Genomic DNA, 17032 nt, shown 5'->3' with positions numbered 1-17032 from the left:
GTAACACTTTAGTATTAATTTAATATTAACAGCATTAAAATTTTATTTATTGATACATAAATAATCTATAAGTGTAATTAAAGGACAAAATAACGGCATTTAGTTCTTTAGCAAGCCATAGGCAGGTTGTAACCTACCTATATCTGCGGTGTTTTTAAATCATCTTACGGAATTGGAATTAATAACTATGTAGGAGTTGGCGTGACGCTTTCTTTCTGGGTAAGTTCTCCATTAGGAGGAGTGGTAACTGACGTGCCATATATCATTCTTGACATCGGGTTCCAGAAGAAAGAGAACGCTCCTGAAAGGTAACCGCCTGTCCCCACATTAGCTTTTTCTGGCTCCTTATTTTTTTCTTTACTGCGATCAGTTACACCAAAATGTTCAATAGCATGTTGTTCTGCCAGCTTCATGAATAAATCTGTTCCCGCAATAGGAGGAAGTTCGTGCGATGGTCTGTTTTTATAAAATCGCTCTGCAGCCGTTGTGACTAATCCATTAGCTTGTTTTAGCAAGCACAGTTCGTCTACTTCAATTTTTTTGCTAGGGACTATACTGCGTAATGCAGCCAGGTCATAGATAAAGGTTTGAATTTGCTGATAAAGCTTTGCAAAATCTTCAATAGGATCAGCAAATTGTTCTTCATAGCTTTGGGTAAGTTGCTCAATGGTGTATTTCTCTAGGCCTTTTCCAGACAATTTTTTATAAATATGGGCTATTTTGCATGCTGAGGGATGGTCGGGTAATTTTTTATATTCTTCAGAACTCATAATTTCATCGAGAACGGAGGGGCTATTTTCGATGTGATTTAATTGCATCAATAAGGCACTAAAAAAGTGGATTAAACGAATATCTATAGATTCTTGAAAGTAATTAAAGTCTTTTTTCAAAGCATGGGCGCGAACAACTAATGTATGATTTATACTCGTGAAACTTAATTCAAGGAGTTCGGCAACAAACTGTTTAATCGTTAAATTATCTGATTCAGACAGCTCTTTAAATTTAGTTAAAATATCAATAATTGCTTGATATAGCGTTTCTTTTTCTTGTTCTTTTTCAATTGAGGACCAATTCTCAGTTAAATATTGCTGACTTACCTGACGAATCACGATACCAAATGTTTCCAATACATTTTTACGATTCACTTCAGAATCCAGAATGGATGCTTCTTTATTGGTAATTTTTTTAATGTTTTCTTCCAGGACTGAGCTTGCGGTATTAATCATCTCAGCAAGGTTTTTTCTTTTGGTATCAAGGCCAAAAATTTTAAAAAAATGTGTTTGCATTAATAAGGCATGTTCTTCATTAACATAGCCAGAGTAGGTGGTAAAGACCTCGTTGAAGAGGCCGTAAATACGTCCTTTATGTAAAATTCTGCGTTGCTTAGTGAGACCCATGTAGGAATAATGGGTTGAATTATATGCATCATACCCAATTTGGTTTTTGGCAATTGCAGCATAAAGTGTCCGTAAAATAGTTGGAAAATCAAGTGCGGCTATCTTAATTGATTTCGCTTCAGCATCGGCTCCCGAATATTTTCTGCCTAAAGCGGTATACTGATGAAAGATCTGGGTGCCATCATTAAACGCTACTTGGTGCTTATTTAAGAAATTAAGTATCTTATATATCATTAATTTTTGGACATGGGTGGTTTTATAACCATCAGGGCAGACAATTATTCCTTGTTGGGAACCATCATTTCCATTTGAGCCTGTCCCGTGATGCCCTGGCATAGAATAACAAACAAGATTTTGTTTTTCTTTAGAGACTACTTCAGGATAAATTGGGGTAAATCCCCAATCAGAACGCTCGTTTGCATAATAAATTAATTCAGCATTTTTTATAATTTCCGGTAATATAAAAAAACGTTCGTCATACCAAGTAATTGGGAAACAATCTCCAGGGACAGGATCTATACCAAAAAAGTTTAGTGATGTCTGTGGAAGATTTGTTTTTAACTTATTAAACCATTGCTCTTGCTCTTCTTTGGGTATGAGATTAATTTGGGATTTTAAAGGCTCTATAATATCTGGCGTGTTATTTGTTGGTGTACCCTTGTATCGTTTGGTTTGCTGCTCAGCCAACTGTTTCAATACTTCTTCAAAGGTAGCGCATCCTGAAGTCATTGTTTGTATTGCTTGTAATTCATGAGCTATTAAAATCGATTCAACCGCGCCTCTACTATGCGCAATGATGTTGATTAGTGTTTGTCCTCGGGCTATTGCTTTCAATATTGCTGCCAGCCCCAGGGAAATTTTTTCTCCTACATTGGAGCCATCTGTTTTAGGTCCATTAATTACAGTAATTTCATCTGCTTGCAAGGGATAAGGGTTTTTTGCGTCTACCTTCGTCGTTTTAGCAGGTGAATTTGTTTTAATTAAAAAAGAGACAACACTTAGTGTTTCTCCTTTAGGGTAATCTTTTACTGTAGCTCCCTTGGTATAAGGAGTGGGTTTCGCAATTTGTTTTAACTCAGGAGTAAAGTCAGTGAGTGTCCCTAGCATTGTGAGTGTGAATGGTTGCTTTTCAATTTTACTGTCCATAGTAGAATGCCCCATAGTGTGACACAATGATCCATTATAGACATTATTGAATATAAAAATAAACAAGTACGCTTATATTAGAAAATGCGGGTATGGACTCGGCAGATTGCGATTTACGAAGACAGCAATTAGTTCCTTTTAAACATCTTTTTTAGGAAATAAACTTACTCATCCGCAAATAAGTATCATATAATTTAATATAGGTATTATTTTTTTCTATTTCTCTTAATAAACTATTAATACGCAGGATTAACTCTTTATTTTTGGGTAATGCGAGGATTGCTATCCCATCTCCAATTGTGTGTACGTTTCCTAATGGTTTAAATTGCTTTCCTCCCTCTTGGGTCCAGTAATTTACTGAAGAGCGGTTAAAAAAAGCAGCTAATATTGTTTTATTATGTAAATCGGCCAAGACATCTTCAATGTCATCATAGAGCTTGATTTGGAATAGTTTATGGTAATGCTCTGACAAATATTCATAGAACAATCCACCATTGAGCCTGTTTCGCAAAACACCGATTGTTTGACCTTGCAATCCATTGATTGAATTAATTGGATTATTTTTTAGAACTAAAAACTGCCCTTTACTTAACATATAGGGCAAACTGAAAATAAAATCAGTTTTAAGAGCATAAGAAATCGGAATACCTCCCATCGCCAAATCAACTTTACCCTCTTTTAATTTGTTGTAAAGCTCATCCATTCCCATCGGAATAAAATTACATTGTTCTTTTAAGTGCTGACAAAGTAATTGAGCCAAATCAATATCAAATCCATTGCCCGGAGAGAAAATGTAAGGCGGTTTAAACATAAGCGTACCGATATTAATAGTGGCAAAACTCATTGATGAGAAAAAAAGGCCCAGAACTATTAATATGGTTTTAATTTGCATTGTTTTAAACTCCATTTTGATCATCCACATATCCGTAGTTATTTGTATAATAGGTTAGAAACTCGAAACAAGTAGCCAAGGTATCGTCAGTTTTTGATTATTCCTATATTCCTGCATCTCGCGGACAAGCCGTGAGCGCGGGACATAGTAAGTACACTATTTATTGAATAATGGCTCAAAACATAAAGGTTTCTAAAAAATTAGCACTATCCCTAGTTAATGCACAGGGCCATTACCTCCACCATTATCCGTGCCAATTGCTCCTGTATTTCCTCCATTTCCCAAGCTGGTGCTGGGAGTAGGGGCGGTTATCTGGTAGGAAAATCGAGCAAATAATGTAATCCACTCATATTCGACGCGGAACGAATAGAGTTCCTGGTCGCAAGCAACCAGTTTATATACTATTGGAGATGAACCATATTTTTCAATGCATTCCTGATCTGTATTGAGGTTCATTAAGCTCTTCCAACTGCGCAATTATTTTTTCTGCCTGTTCTTCACTGATGAGGTTTTTCTGTTGAATTTGTTGAATGAATTCTATGGCTTGTTCTGAAGTTTCAAATACTAGAACAATCACATTTTTTCCCTCATATTGCTTTAGTCGTTCTTGTTCTTCTTCGGACATATCTTGATAAAGTTGGCTTTTCTTAAGCTTATCCAGGGAGTCAAAGATTTGAGGCTGAGCCTTTTTTTGAGCCATAAATTCATTATAAGCTTGACGTATCTGCTTCGTTTTTTCATCGTCATCAATACTTAAAATTATTGGCTTTGGCATGATAAATACTCCTGTTGATAATAAGTAATGAAAGACTGGCGTCTTTAAATTGTCAAAAAAACATATAAATTTTGTATAAATAATAGACGTATAAGTTCTGCTTTTACAAATTGGTTGGTAGAAAAAAAGCAAAATGCAAGATAGAAACCTTCACAAATTTTTTTGCGCATAAAGCCTGAGAGATAGACAAAAAAATTTGGTTTAAGGCATTGAAATATAGGAATAATGGTATTGAAAGTGCATGACGGATTATGATCCAATAGAGTTCCACAACAATAAGAGATCGACGTCATGCACCTGATGCAATTATTACACAAAACATTAGCAAAAGAATTACCTTTTATTCATAAATCACGCTTACACAATTTAATCATGGCTTCATCGACGTTAATTAAGGTAAATAAATTAACGCTGACATCGCTTGGCCGTCATTTGCCTCATACTAAAGTTAAGACTCGCAGCAATATAAAAAGGATAGACCGCTTATTAGGGAATACGCGATTACAAAAAGAAGCGATTGAATTTTATAGGACAATGAGTCATTATCTACTAGCAGCACAAAGACGCCCCTGGATTCATGTTGATTGGAGCTGTATATGTTCGCAGACTAAACTCTATTTATTGAGAGCCTCCTTGTCGATGCAAGGACGCTCGATTGTGATTTACGAAGAATGTCATCCACAGAAAAAACAAAATAACCATCAAACTCATAAAGAATTTTTAAATAATCTAAAAGCTATTTTACCGAGCTCTGTACAACCTATTATTGTTACCGATGCGGGATTTAGAGCGCCTTGGTTTTCCTATGTTCGAGCGCTTGATTGGGATTTTTTAGGCCGATTACGCCATAAGAATGCGATATATTTAGAGGCTACAGCAACTTGGCAATTAAGTCATATCTATTATGAACAAGCCACAGCCAAACCTAACTACTTGGGGCAGGGCCTTCTTACAGAGAAAGAACAAATCCCTGCTCACTTTATACTCTATAAAGGCCTCTCTAAAGGTCGTCATAGAGTGAATACAAGAAAGGTAGGCGTGATGCAATGAGTAAACGATATGCTAGAGCTCATCGTGAGCCTTGGTTATTGGTCACTTCATTGACCTCAACAAACACCGCTGAATACGCTGTGAATATTTATCGGCAACGCATGCAAATAGAAGAAAATTTTCGTGATACAAAATGTACTCGTTATGGGTTTGGATTGAAAGAAAGTCTTTCTCGTTCTCCTCAAAGAATGAGCATATTACTGCTTATTGCTGCTATCTCTACTTTTGCTTGTTGGCTTGCTGGCATTTTTACCAAGCGTAAAGGATATGCATCTTCCTTTCAGGCTCACTCTTCAAAATTCACCAACATTTTATCCCTGGTCTATTTAGGGCGCGAAGCTCTCAAAAAAGGAATCTCTCTCAAAGTAAAACAGTTTCAAAATTTATTACCTCTACTCTCTGAGCTAAATGCCACAACACAGACCCCCACTACAGTCTTTCTTTGAATTTTGTGGGGATCGTACAGGCATAAAGCGCGGTACGTAGGGAAATTTAATGAAAAAGTGACGATATCTCAGGTCAAAAAGACCCAGCCTGTTTGTATTTGGATGTAAAATTAAATATATAAAATGGAGCTGCTTTTCAAAATTTTAATGTTTTCCTTTAATTGTAAAAATCATACAACAGTCTATCCTTTATCAAACTACTCTATTTCAGGATGAATCACTATGAATTCACTTAATGGACTTAAAATAGCTATTTTGCTGACGGATGGTTTTGAACAAGTAGAAATGGTAAAGCCTAGAAAAGCGTTGCAAGATCAAGGAGCTCAAACTTTTCTTATTTCAAATAAATCAACGGTTCAGGGATGGAATCATGCAGATAAAGGGGATTCTTTTGATGTTGATGTACTCCTGGAAAATGCAAATCCAAATGAGTTTGATGCATTACTCTTACCTGGTGGCGTGATGAACCCAGATACATTACGAACTTTACCTGAAGCTGTGGAGTTTACAAAAAAATTCAATGAACAACAAAAAACTATAGCCGCTATTTGCCATGGCCCCTGGCTTCTTATTAATGCTATGGCTGTTAAATATAAACGGCTGACTTCTTGGCCTTCGGTGAAAACTGATTTAATTAATGCAGGAGGAATATGGGTCGATCAGGCTGTAGTTAAGGATGGGAATTTAATTACCAGCAGAAAACCTGATGATATCCCGGAGTTTAACAAAGCCATTATAGAACAATTGAGCGAGCATAAAACAAAAGCATAATCATATCATATTATGAGCATTCATAGAACTTCAACTCCCTGAAGATTATTCTCAGACAAATGGAAGGATATCCATAATGAAACGGAGTAAAAAACTGTGTTTTATGTTGGCTTATTTGTTGGTGATACTGCCTTTTATTGGTTTTTATTTTGGTGATTTTTATACTTTTCTCCCTTTTTTTATATTATTTACATTGGTTCCGCTCATTGACACTTGGTTTGTTGATCCAGTCAATCCAGAGAGTACTCAAGAATATATATTGTCAAAAGACCGATATTTCAAACTTCTTACTTGGATGTATGTGCCGCTGCAATATTGTTTTTTGATTCTTGCAGCTTATCTGCTCGTACATTTCCCTTTAACAGTAATAGAGTTTACTGGGTTTAGTTTATCAATTGGACTTCTGACGGGCGGGATTGGAATTACTCTTGCTCATGAGCTCATGCATAAAAACTCCATGATTGCTCAAACCCTAAGTAAACTATTATTAGTCAGTGTATGTTATGGGCATTTTTTTATTGAACATGTCCGTGGACACCATGTGCATGTGGCTACCTTCAAAGATCCTGCAACATCTCGGCTAGGAGAAGGTTTATACCAGTTTTTACCTAGAACAATTATTGGTTCTTTTCGTTCTGCAGTGAACCTGGAACGTAGACGTTTAAATCGCCTAGGATATTCATGGTTTCATTTGAAAAATCAATTCTGGTGGATAATTAGCATGCCTATTGTTATGGCAATGGCTCTTTTTTATTATGGTGGATGGATCACTCTTTTCTTCTTTATTCTTCAATCTTTGACTGCCATTATTTTGTTGGAAGTCATTAACTATATTGAACATTATGGTTTGGAACGTAAGAAACTCGCCAATGGATTCTATGAGAAAGTTTCAGAGCAACATTCATGGAATGCGAGTCATTGGCTTAGTAATATGCTTCTTTTTCAACTGCAAAGACATTCCGATCATCATGTTCATGGAGCACGTCCTTATCAATTATTAAGACATATTGATGCAAGTCCACAGCTTCCTTCAGGTTATTTGGGAATGATAATTCTGTCTCTTTGCCCTCCATTATGGCGGAAGGTAATGGATAAGAGGGTACTTGCCAAGCGTTCGTTAAATCAATGAATTCTGTTTCTAGGTGCTATGCGTAGGTTAGGGGTCTTGCCTTAACTGATTAAGAAATCACGCAGATAGTGTTTGCTGGTAACAAGAGTTTGTATGTTCATTGCTCCTCTGTTTAACCCAGCTATACTTAAAGTTAATTCATTATCATTAGAGGCAATTTATTATGATTATTGACGTTCATGCACATTGCTTTCCAAAAGAATATCTTGATGATATTGAGAAAAAAGGAGGGGATTTGGTTAATGTGGCTCGTTATATGAAAGCTGGAAGTGATGAGCAAGAATTAGCAGCACGCTTTGCTGTAATGGAAAGCGCTGGTGTGGATTTACAAGTGCTTTCAATCGTGCCTCAAGTTCCTTATTTTGCAAATAAAGAGGATGCTGTGAGCAGTGCAAAAATGGCCAATAATCTTTACGCGCAGCTTATTACCAAATACCCCAAACGTTTTCAGGCATTTGGGATTTTTCCTCTGCCGCATATCCAAGAATCATTAGATGAAATTAAACGCTGCTTTGATGAATTGGGGATGTGGGGCGTTACCCTGACGACCACTGTCTTGCAGCATTCTATTGTCGAAGCAAACCGTTTTGAGGCCATTTTTGCTGAGCTAAATCGCAGGAAAGCTATTGTCTTTTTGCATCCTGCCGGTTGTTGCACCGGAGAGCAGACCAAGGTCTTTGGACTTACCTGGATGATTGGTGCTCCATTTGAGGACACTTACGGCGTGCTGCATTTGATTTTATCTGGTGTCACTTCACGTTTTCCAGATATCCGATTTATTAGTACCCACCTCGGCGGATATTTGCCTATGATCATGCAACGTATTGATAATTTATATACAGATTGGGGGGAAGGCGAGATTCAAGGTAAGCCCAGTGATTTTATAAAAAAATTTTGGGTTGACACAGTAGCTCATGGCCATATCCCGGCCTTGCATAATGCCGTTGATGTTTATCCCTCGGATCATTTGCTGTTAGGTACAGATTACCCTTATGCGAATCATGATAAATACGTTAGGGCTGTAGATTATATTAAGCAAGCGAATCTTTCTGAAGATCTCGTCAGAAAAATTTTAACGGATAATGCCAAAGTGTTGTTTAAAAAGTAGGCTAGGGTATTCTGCCTGAGGGATCCTCTCCTTTTAAAGCTAAATTTAGCTCATTCTGTCCCGCCCCTGGATTTGTTCGTGGAGTTGTCCGCGGGGCGTTGAAGTCTACAAATTAAATAAATTAAAAAGGTGAGGGGGAAAATTGAGTGATTGTTTTTGAGGTCAAAAATAACTCAATCTGTTTGCTACTAAATACGAACTATTTGTCGGTACACAGGCGCAATACATTTCATTTTTGAACCGAATTCCTTTAATATCTTTTGTGTCACAATCAATTTGGCATCAACAATATCATCTGTTTCATCATGGTCATGATGATGTAAGATAAGTTGTTTTGCATTGGTCAAGTATGCAAACTCACTTATTTGCCTGGGACACGAATGTCCCCAACATACCCGCCCTGAATCGTATTCTTCATCGGTAAATGCACAATCTACAATTAAAATATCTGAATCCATCGTAAATTGAATAAGATTATGTACAAAATCAGCATTATATAAGTGATATGATTTATCATATAGTTCGTTATCAGTGATATAGCTTATGATTTTATTATTATATTGAATTTTATAACCATATGTTGCACATGGATGCTGAAGCGCGATTGTTGCTATTTTAATATTATCAATTTTAAAATTTTGATCTGCCATTAAATCATGATATGAAATGGTAGAAGGTAAGTTATCAATTTTTACTGGAAAATAGATGCCATCCATAAGTCCTGATAGTAACTCATGAACGCTTTTTACTCCTTGTGGTGGCCCATAAAAATTGAATAGATTTCCGGGATGATATAATGGCTTAAAAAATGTTAATCCATGTATATGATCCCAATGCTCATGTGAGATAAAAATATCCGCCTCTATGGGGTTTTGGTTTTTAATGATTAACTCATTACCTAATGGGATGATCCCAGAGCCTGCGTCTAATATGATCATGCGCTCATTTACAAAATTTAATGTGACGCATGAAGTGTGTCCACCATATTTGACAAAATCTTTTCCTGGTGCTGGAAATGCGCCGGTCATCCCCCAAAATTCAATATCAATCTTGTCTTCAATAATACGGTTAAGTTGATCAGTAAATAATTCAATGTGGTTAATTTGATAAATACAACCATGTGCACCTAATTTATATGGGTTAATGTTTTTATTGCTAGGATCCAAAGAAAGAATGATGACTTTATATTTATTTGATTTGCAAAGCTCTTTGATCTTTTCAGTTGGTATCTGTTGATCGATTAATACATAGTCGGGTTTGAATTTATTCACTTGCATGAGCGCATCCTCCACATTATCCGTAGAGGATGTGATATGTCCTGATGTTTTTAATTCGTTTGTAATTAACCCAATTATATTAGGGTCTTGATGAACAAGATAAATAGGTAATGGCCTTTGCTGAGTATGAATTTCCATATTCTGATCAACTTATCAATTAATATAGATATAGTATGGCATATAACAGAGAAAAGCATTTTTAAGTCGATTGACTTAACTACTCTTAAATCGTTTTGATTCGCACTACTTTTAGGCACTGTTAAACTAATCATGCTAACACAAAACCAAATTAGTGCCTTAAATGAAACACTGAATTTAATAAGTGAAGTCAATCGTCTAAAACTTCTTTTAGCGTGTCTTCAATGTCCTAGATCAGTTTCTAAGTTTTGTGGGCAATGTGGAAAATCAATATGACGCAGCAAGCATCAAGTCAAGTTGAGAATCTCAATATATCCAAATATTGTAGTTTACCTTTTATGAAGCGGTAGAGCTGTAGAGCTAGTTAAGTAATAAAACAATCAATATCGCTATAGGTTGCGACCAGGATTATTAACCATGATTAATCCTGACTGCAAGCAGGCCACTACGTTTACTTTATTTGCACACAATTTGTTTTCCATGACCAATTCATTAGGTTTTTTCTCCGTCTAAAATTCCAGCATTGAACCATTCTGGAAAATGCGCTACATTTTTAAAAAATTAGGAGTTCACAAAAACAAGGGAAATGTCTGTGATGATACAAGCCATAACTTCCTATTTCTTAGGACTTTTAGCTATAAAGAAGCGATGGACTCAATTTTTATTTATTTTTTCTTTCTTTATCTCTTGCTCTTATGCGGATTCATTACGTCCACTTATAGTGGCTACAGAAATTTTTAACCCTCCTTTTATTATGCAAGGAGCAAATAAACAATTATTTGGTTTTGATATAGAAATGATGGAGGATATTTGTCGAACTATACAACGTGAGTGTCAATATCGCTCCGGTTTTTTGGAAAACACTATTCTTTCCAGTATAGAAAAAAATGAGGCAGACTTAGGTGTTGCATCCATTACAATTACTGCAGAACGAAGCGAGCATGTCAATTTTTCATTGCCCTACCTTCCAAGTGATGCCCGATATCTGGCATTAAAAAAATGGGCTGCCGTTCCTTTTTCTAAAGACGCGTTTAATGGAAAAAAAATAGGGATTCAAGTTGGCACTATGTTTGAAAAAATAATTAAAGACTCAGGTTTTTCTGATGTTCAAATTGTAAATTATAACTCTACCCCCAGGCTTATTCAGGCTTTGAGCGATGAGGAGGTTGATTTTATTTTACAGGATGCATTGTCAGCCCAGTATTGGGCCACTCAAATTCCTGTCTTTACTACTTTTGGAAAGCCGTTTGGTATTGGATATGGATTGGGTATTGCCGTAAATAAGAGGGAGAGTGAACTATTACAACAGATTAATGATGCTTTACTTGAGTTTCAAAAAAATGGCCAGTTCAAAAAGACTTATGATAGGTATATTCTGGGAACTTATGTCAAAGATTTTTCAAATAGGTATGCTCTAGGAGATTATGTCAAAAATCTTTCGAGTAGCAAGAAGTAACTTGTTCACTTTTGGGTAAAATCTACTGTTCATCTCAAAATGCACCTTTTATTTCGCTACCAGATAAGGCATTGCCTGTAATGGTTAAATTGAGTGGGCAAGTAGAATTTGCAGTATTCTTATGAATGAAAAATATGAAGAAAAAATTTTAAATTTCAATGAACTTCTTTTAGATATTTTTGCTGATAAAGATTGAGACATTCAACATACCATTATGGTGAGTATGGTTTGTAAAAATACTGGCATATAAATTTGCTGTTAACGATAGCCTTTCTAAGGCTCATGCTGTACTCGATTTGCTCCACCAATCTTTCAAACGCAACCATAAATGATATCGTGATAAATAGGTAGGACGGTAAATACGTTCAAGATGATAAGTACTTTGAACTAGGGATAAAATTTTTTCCTTTTCTTGTTCGTCTGTATTTCTCCATATATCTTGAAGTTCATTGGGATCTGTGGATATATCAAAATATTGGGCGCCTGTGAGTGTTGAATAGACAAAACGTTTTGATTGATAAGCAATCCCAAAACCATCAACATGCCAACTGTTACGATCACCTGAATTAACACCAATAATAAATCGATTTTTTGGAATTACTTGAAATAAGGATTTTCCTTTCATTTGGGAGATTATTTTTTTATTATTTTGCTTCAGTTTCGGGTTAAATAAATCTATAAGTGATGGAATAACATCTAGATTACTTACATTGGTATCCAAGTTACTTATTAAGTTATTGATTAATTGAGGATGTTGTTTTGCCCAATTTTGAGGCATATAAATTAGAAAAGGGATAGAAAAGTATTCATTGTAAAATGAATATAATCTTGCGGCTTTTAAGTGCATAGGATGTTCAACTTCACCATGATCTGCGGTAATAACTACGATGGTATTTTTTAGATGATCTCTCTTTTTTAAATTTTGTATGATATTTGTGATAGCTGTATCCAATATAAATTGGGCATTATTGTATTTTGATTTGAACGAGGGAGTGGTTGTTAATAAATTGCTATTCTGCTGAAAGGGGGCATGAAGTGCATTTGACAAGAATACCCCAAAGAATGGTTTGGACGGATCACGTGAGTTTAAGAGCTCTGGCAATTGTTCCACTGCAATCAAATCATCACATCCCATATCATTGATCACAGGTGCATTGAGGTTTTCTAAAGTGACGTGATTATCTAACTCCTTAGTAAAAAAGAATTGATCTAAATGACACCAAGAAAGACGTTGAGATGATAAAAAAAATGTTTGATAGCCAGCACTTTTTGCCCATTGCCACGCTAAAGGCATATTATGTAATTTAAAAACGCTTTCTTCGGGAGAAACCCCTGTGAGCATTGAAGTGATACTAATATCAGTTTGCGTTGAATTAGTATGAGCATTTTTAAATATAAAAAATGAATTCTTCTCATCTTTTATCCAATTGGTTAAATTGGGCATTGCATTTGTAGAGTGGCCATAAAATGGTAATCCTTTTGTTTTTCCCCATGATTCATTGATAATTAATAAAACATTCGGAGAAATAGCTTTATGGGGAAGTCCTTTCGATATTTTTGTACGATGTGATGAATGAAAAACAGGTTTATTTGAAACAGCGTAAATATCACCCAAGGTTACAAAAGTACTGGTATCTATCGGAAGCTTATACTCTTTGTTGAATCCGGTAATTATGTTAAGAGAGATAAAATAGAGTAAAGGAAGGGTGATTGTTTTTTTTAAAGAAATAGTGCCTCTTGAACTATTTTTTTTAGGATGCCAAATAATGAACAGTACAACGAATAAGACAAAAAGAAGAACACCGTATCTGCCTAGGACAAAAGTATGCAGATAATCTGATAGATATGCAGGATCTTTTTTAATAAATTGCAAAGCGTCTTTGTCAAAATAAAGACCTGTGAATTTGATTAAAAAATAATTAACATAAATCATAAAAGCAAATAAAATTGCATATAAAAATGCAAGGATGTATTTTATTTTTTCAGAGGCAGCGGAGTAGAGTAACCCTAAATAATAATGCAAAAGCAGGCTCATCCCGAGACCCCATAAGTAAATTGGGGCACTGAACCATAGAATAGAGTTTTTGGTGGTGTAGACAATTGCAATGTCTATTAATACTAAAAGAAAAAATTGAAGCTGCCATGGGGAATAAAATAGCTTGACCTTCTGCATCGATGAAAAATCCATATTCTATTGAATTGATCCGTAATTGGAAAAGACACATATTAACTAAAGCTTCTACATTGTGTCTAGATGAAGATTTTTGAAGTCTCAGGATAAAAATGATATTTATCCTGAGACTTCAATCTTTACAGAAGATGTTAAAGAAATTCAATCTACATCTAATGGGAATCATGAATGACTCCCATAATGAGTGCTAGGCTATTTTTATTTGCGGTAACTCATTGGCATTCGCTTTTTCTGTCGGAGGATTTTCTTTAATTTTAAAACCTCGATGAACAAGACTGTTTGAATCTACAGGGAGAATTTTGCCCCAATGACTAATGTGAATATTTTGCGCGGGGTGTGATTTGTCGAGTAACATATTTACTGCATCATTTTCAAAACCAACTGGACCACAAACGAAAACAGATGTTTCAGGATCAAGATCTTTTGTTTTTAAATGCTCTGTGATACGATCCGATTTAAATTGAGTTCCTTTTTCTTCTGTAAGTGTTATATAATGTTGTTTGTTGTTATTCAGTCTCACAATTAACTTGGGAAATGGAAGATCTTCAAGACGTTTTGCTGAATAAATAACGGAAACCTCTTTACCTTCTGATGTTAAATTATTATACATGTTTCTCATGACAGATTCTGCAGATCCAGCACAAATCAACAACACCTTTTCTCCTGCTGGTTTGAATTCATTTCCACAGGGAGCATCGACTTCAAGATGCGAGTCAACCTGGCTTTCAGAAAGGATATTTTTAGCTCCACTCTTTAAAACTTGGCTTATTTTTAGGTAGGATTCATTTTTACTTGAGGCAATAGCTAAATAAATCGGTTTTTTGTCCCCATGAATAACCACATATTGTCCATTTCCACAATCCTTTGGAGAAATATCCTTTATTTCTAAACTATAAACCTGGCTTTCACCGTGTACTTTTTTATTTTTAAGTATCGCTTCATGACGTGTAAACATTTGTTTATTTACCTCTTACCTGTTGTGCTAAAACGCATAAAGAATCCATTGCAATCCAAATTGGTGCATAATTATACAAATTTTTTTCTTATGGAATTATTAAGAGGTGAGGTTAATTTTAATTTGGCATAAAGAATTTATTAATTTAAAAGCTATCCAAAAGGAGTAGCCACTAAGGCTAATGATCCTGTACGTAAATCTCCGGAAGCTATCAAAATTTTTTAATATTTATGATAATAAGTGAATTTTCAGACTCCGTTGCGAACTTAGATCAAAAATCCATCTTCAGGGTAGATCTCAACTGCATAGTTTTTGCAACGGAACTCTTATCTGTTTCTGAAAGGACATAATCATACCAATAATTGTTGGGTACCATAGGTGTACCAAATTTGAGATTTCAACACAAAGACGCCAAGAGCTACTATTTATAACTGCCTACATCAAAACGATATATTACTCCAACATTCCCCATGTGTGCTTGAAGGTTTTTACCCCAATTACTTTTATCGGTTGTTGCTAAATAGCGATATGCTGCATTGATTGCAAAATTTTCTCGAAAATTATAAGTCAACCCTGCAGTTCCTTGATAAGCAAAGGAATTTTGATCTACATTAAAATGAGGACGTTTGAAGCGGCTTGTACTGTTTAAAGTAGCGTGCATAAAGGCATAGCCAATACCTACCCCTAGAAAGGGAGAAATTTTAGCCAACTTTTCAGGAAAATCATAATAAAGATTGGCCATAAGGATATTTGCTTTAGTACCACCATCGATATCCAATGCTGGTCTATGATTTACACTATACTGATTTGTATCAACATATAAGTAAGTATATTGAAATTCATAACGAATAGGGGCACTTTGGTACCCAAGGCCTCCACCAACATTATAGCCCCAACGATAATGCACATCGGAGAGGAAGAAGAAATCATAATAAAGCCTTTCTACATTAGAAGGTGAATAAGTGTAGCCACCAAAACCGCTGGCATACCAGCCATTAACTGTGGCCGAGGCAGCAGCTCCAGCGGCTAATAAAGCAGTAGTAAATAATGCAAGTTTCATGACATTCCTTTGTTATTCTTTTATAGATTTATGTTATCGAGTTAAATTAAATTTGCAATCCTTTTATATCTAAAACGTCAGTTCGAAGTTATTGGCCTATAAGGCGGTTTCGCACCTAGGCTTCTTTGTACCTGAAATTCGAGATACTTGGTATTTTTTACCCTGGATTTTATTAACTTGATAGGGCCTATTTGTGTTATGATTCATGTTATTAGTGCGCCAATTATCCTAATGAAAAATATGATTAGATTTTCAACCCAATTAGATAAAGAATTTTTCTCATGTCCGCCAGATCCAGCGGATATTTTTTATGCAGGAAAAACCCCTGTTAATTGTGAAGCTGATTCTTTTTCGGTAAACTCTTTATCTACTTTCAAACAACTACTGGCCCGAGAAGAAGAAACCATTTTTCGCTTTTTAGTAGATACAGCAGGTAAGTTGTGGTTTGCTTTTGAAACTCGCCCTCATAATAAAGCGCCGAAACATTTCCAAATGACCGGTGATCCTCTAGAGACTGCATGCTGCCTGACCGCAGGAAATATAAAATTTAAAGATAAAGCAGGGGCTGTCTTAAAAAATATCAGCCACCGCAGTGGCGACTTTCACCCGTCATTCCTTTCATTACGTTGGCTAATAGCAATACTTCTTATCAATGAAGAATTACTCCCCTTTAAGTTGCCTAGGTTTATTGTTATAAAAGAGATAAAGGATAAGAAAATTTACAAGCATATATGGAGTCTAAAAAGAGTCAAAAAATGGATAGACAGTTTTCGTCATAATGAAACGCTTATAAATCAATTACGCCAGACAAACCTAAGCAGCAAAACAGTACATTATGAAGCAACAAAGCACTTCGCTGAAGCCACCTTTACTTTGTTGGCGGAAAAAGAACATAAGGAGTGCATGACGCTGTAAGTTATCATTCGCCTCTATGAATCGGAATTAATATAAAAAATATTTTTTATAGATATTCCCCACAGTATATTACTTTCCTGTTATTTAGCTTAATTTACCGATGGAGCATGCACAGGCTTGGCTTGTATCTTTACTTACACTATGAGTATCACCCCATATATAATTTTTAAATAACATGGCGAATAATAAATACTACGGGCAAACATCCATTGGGATTTCCAAAAGCACACTTTGAGGACTACAAGCAGAGGCAGAGCAAGCATTAATCCAGGAGAAAGAATACAAATAAATCTTATAATTGTTAACTCATTTGAACTATTTTAGCC

The 17032-nt window shown here is 35.5% G+C and carries 15 protein-coding genes; 7 read left to right on the top strand and 8 right to left on the bottom strand.

Annotated features, from left to right (window positions below):
• Window positions 1–185: 185 nt before the first annotated feature.
• The 4 genes from DY223_RS10360 to DY223_RS10345 form a co-directional block, all read right to left on the bottom strand.
• Entirely contained in the window at window positions 186–2543 is a 2358-nt protein-coding gene (locus tag DY223_RS10360) for a hypothetical protein (RefSeq protein ID WP_058460026.1), read from the bottom strand.
• A gap of 151 nt (window positions 2544–2694) precedes the next feature.
• A complete protein-coding gene (locus DY223_RS10355) occupies window positions 2695–3450 on the bottom strand; it encodes a transporter substrate-binding domain-containing protein (RefSeq protein ID WP_160116284.1) in 756 nt (251 codons plus the stop codon).
• A gap of 201 nt (window positions 3451–3651) precedes the next feature.
• Window positions 3652–3891 (bottom strand): hypothetical protein, encoded by a 240-nt coding sequence (locus DY223_RS10350; RefSeq protein ID WP_058460024.1) that lies wholly within the window; start codon window positions 3889–3891, stop codon window positions 3652–3654.
• Window positions 3860–4210, bottom strand: a complete 351-nt coding sequence (locus DY223_RS10345) for a hypothetical protein (RefSeq protein ID WP_058460023.1) — start codon at window positions 4208–4210, stop codon at window positions 3860–3862. Before DY223_RS10345 ends, DY223_RS10350 begins: the two co-directional genes overlap by 32 nt.
• Window positions 4211–4510: 300 nt before the next feature.
• On the opposite strand from DY223_RS10345, the gene DY223_RS10340 reads away from it, so the two are divergent.
• The 5 genes from DY223_RS10340 (at window position 4511) to DY223_RS10320 (ending at window position 8714) form a co-directional block, all read left to right on the top strand.
• Window positions 4511–5260, top strand: coding sequence for an IS4 family transposase (locus tag DY223_RS10340; RefSeq protein WP_160116276.1), 750 nt, complete (start codon window positions 4511–4513; stop codon window positions 5258–5260).
• Entirely contained in the window at window positions 5257–5706 is a 450-nt protein-coding gene (locus DY223_RS10335; protein WP_058460248.1) for a hypothetical protein, read from the top strand. Before DY223_RS10340 ends, DY223_RS10335 begins: the two co-directional genes overlap by 4 nt.
• Window positions 5707–5928: 222 nt before the next feature.
• On the top strand, window positions 5929–6477 hold the full coding sequence (locus DY223_RS10330; protein ID WP_058460012.1) for a type 1 glutamine amidotransferase domain-containing protein: 549 nt from the start codon (window positions 5929–5931) through the stop codon (window positions 6475–6477).
• Between the two features lie 76 nt (window positions 6478–6553).
• Window positions 6554–7606 carry an alkane 1-monooxygenase gene (locus DY223_RS10325; RefSeq protein ID WP_058460011.1) on the top strand — a complete coding sequence of 351 codons (1053 nt, stop codon included), beginning with the start codon at window positions 6554–6556 and terminating at the stop codon, window positions 7604–7606.
• Between the two features lie 163 nt (window positions 7607–7769).
• Window positions 7770–8714 carry an amidohydrolase family protein gene (locus DY223_RS10320; RefSeq protein ID WP_058460010.1) on the top strand — a complete coding sequence of 315 codons (945 nt, stop codon included), beginning with the start codon at window positions 7770–7772 and terminating at the stop codon, window positions 8712–8714.
• Window positions 8715–8902: 188 nt separating this feature from the next.
• On the opposite strand, the gene DY223_RS10315 is transcribed toward DY223_RS10320, so the two are convergent.
• Window positions 8903–10129: an MBL fold metallo-hydrolase gene (locus DY223_RS10315; protein WP_058460009.1), complete on the bottom strand. Its 1227-nt coding sequence runs from the start codon at window positions 10127–10129 to the stop codon at window positions 8903–8905.
• 595 nt (window positions 10130–10724) lie between these two features.
• Here DY223_RS10315 and DY223_RS10310 point away from each other — a divergent pair.
• Window positions 10725–11585: a transporter substrate-binding domain-containing protein gene (locus DY223_RS10310; RefSeq protein ID WP_064115144.1), complete on the top strand. Its 861-nt coding sequence runs from the start codon at window positions 10725–10727 to the stop codon at window positions 11583–11585.
• Window positions 11586–11865: 280 nt separating this feature from the next.
• On the opposite strand, the gene DY223_RS10305 is transcribed toward DY223_RS10310, so the two are convergent.
• The 3 genes from DY223_RS10305 to DY223_RS10295 all read right to left on the bottom strand — a co-directional run bounded on the left by DY223_RS10305 (window position 11866) and on the right by DY223_RS10295 (window position 15791).
• Window positions 11866–13620, bottom strand: coding sequence for an LTA synthase family protein (locus tag DY223_RS10305; RefSeq protein ID WP_160116283.1), 1755 nt, complete (start codon window positions 13618–13620; stop codon window positions 11866–11868).
• A 343-nt stretch (window positions 13621–13963) separates the two neighbouring features.
• On the bottom strand, window positions 13964–14731 hold the full coding sequence (locus tag DY223_RS10300; RefSeq protein ID WP_058460006.1) for an FAD-dependent oxidoreductase: 768 nt from the start codon (window positions 14729–14731) through the stop codon (window positions 13964–13966).
• Window positions 14732–15152: 421 nt separating this feature from the next.
• Window positions 15153–15791, bottom strand: a complete 639-nt coding sequence (locus tag DY223_RS10295) for an outer membrane protein (RefSeq protein ID WP_058460005.1) — start codon at window positions 15789–15791, stop codon at window positions 15153–15155.
• 240 nt (window positions 15792–16031) lie between these two features.
• Here DY223_RS10295 and DY223_RS10290 point away from each other — a divergent pair, with 240 nt between their 5' ends.
• Window positions 16032–16706 (top strand): hypothetical protein, encoded by a 675-nt coding sequence (locus tag DY223_RS10290; RefSeq protein WP_058460013.1) that lies wholly within the window; start codon window positions 16032–16034, stop codon window positions 16704–16706.
• The last annotated feature ends 326 nt before the right edge of the window (window positions 16707–17032 follow it).

The organism is Legionella bozemanae, assembly GCF_900450575.1.
GTDB lineage: Bacteria > Pseudomonadota > Gammaproteobacteria > Legionellales > Legionellaceae > Legionella > Legionella bozemanae.
The sequence above is the reverse complement of the archived record's forward strand: the minus strand, read 5'-3'. Positions and strand labels throughout refer to the sequence as shown.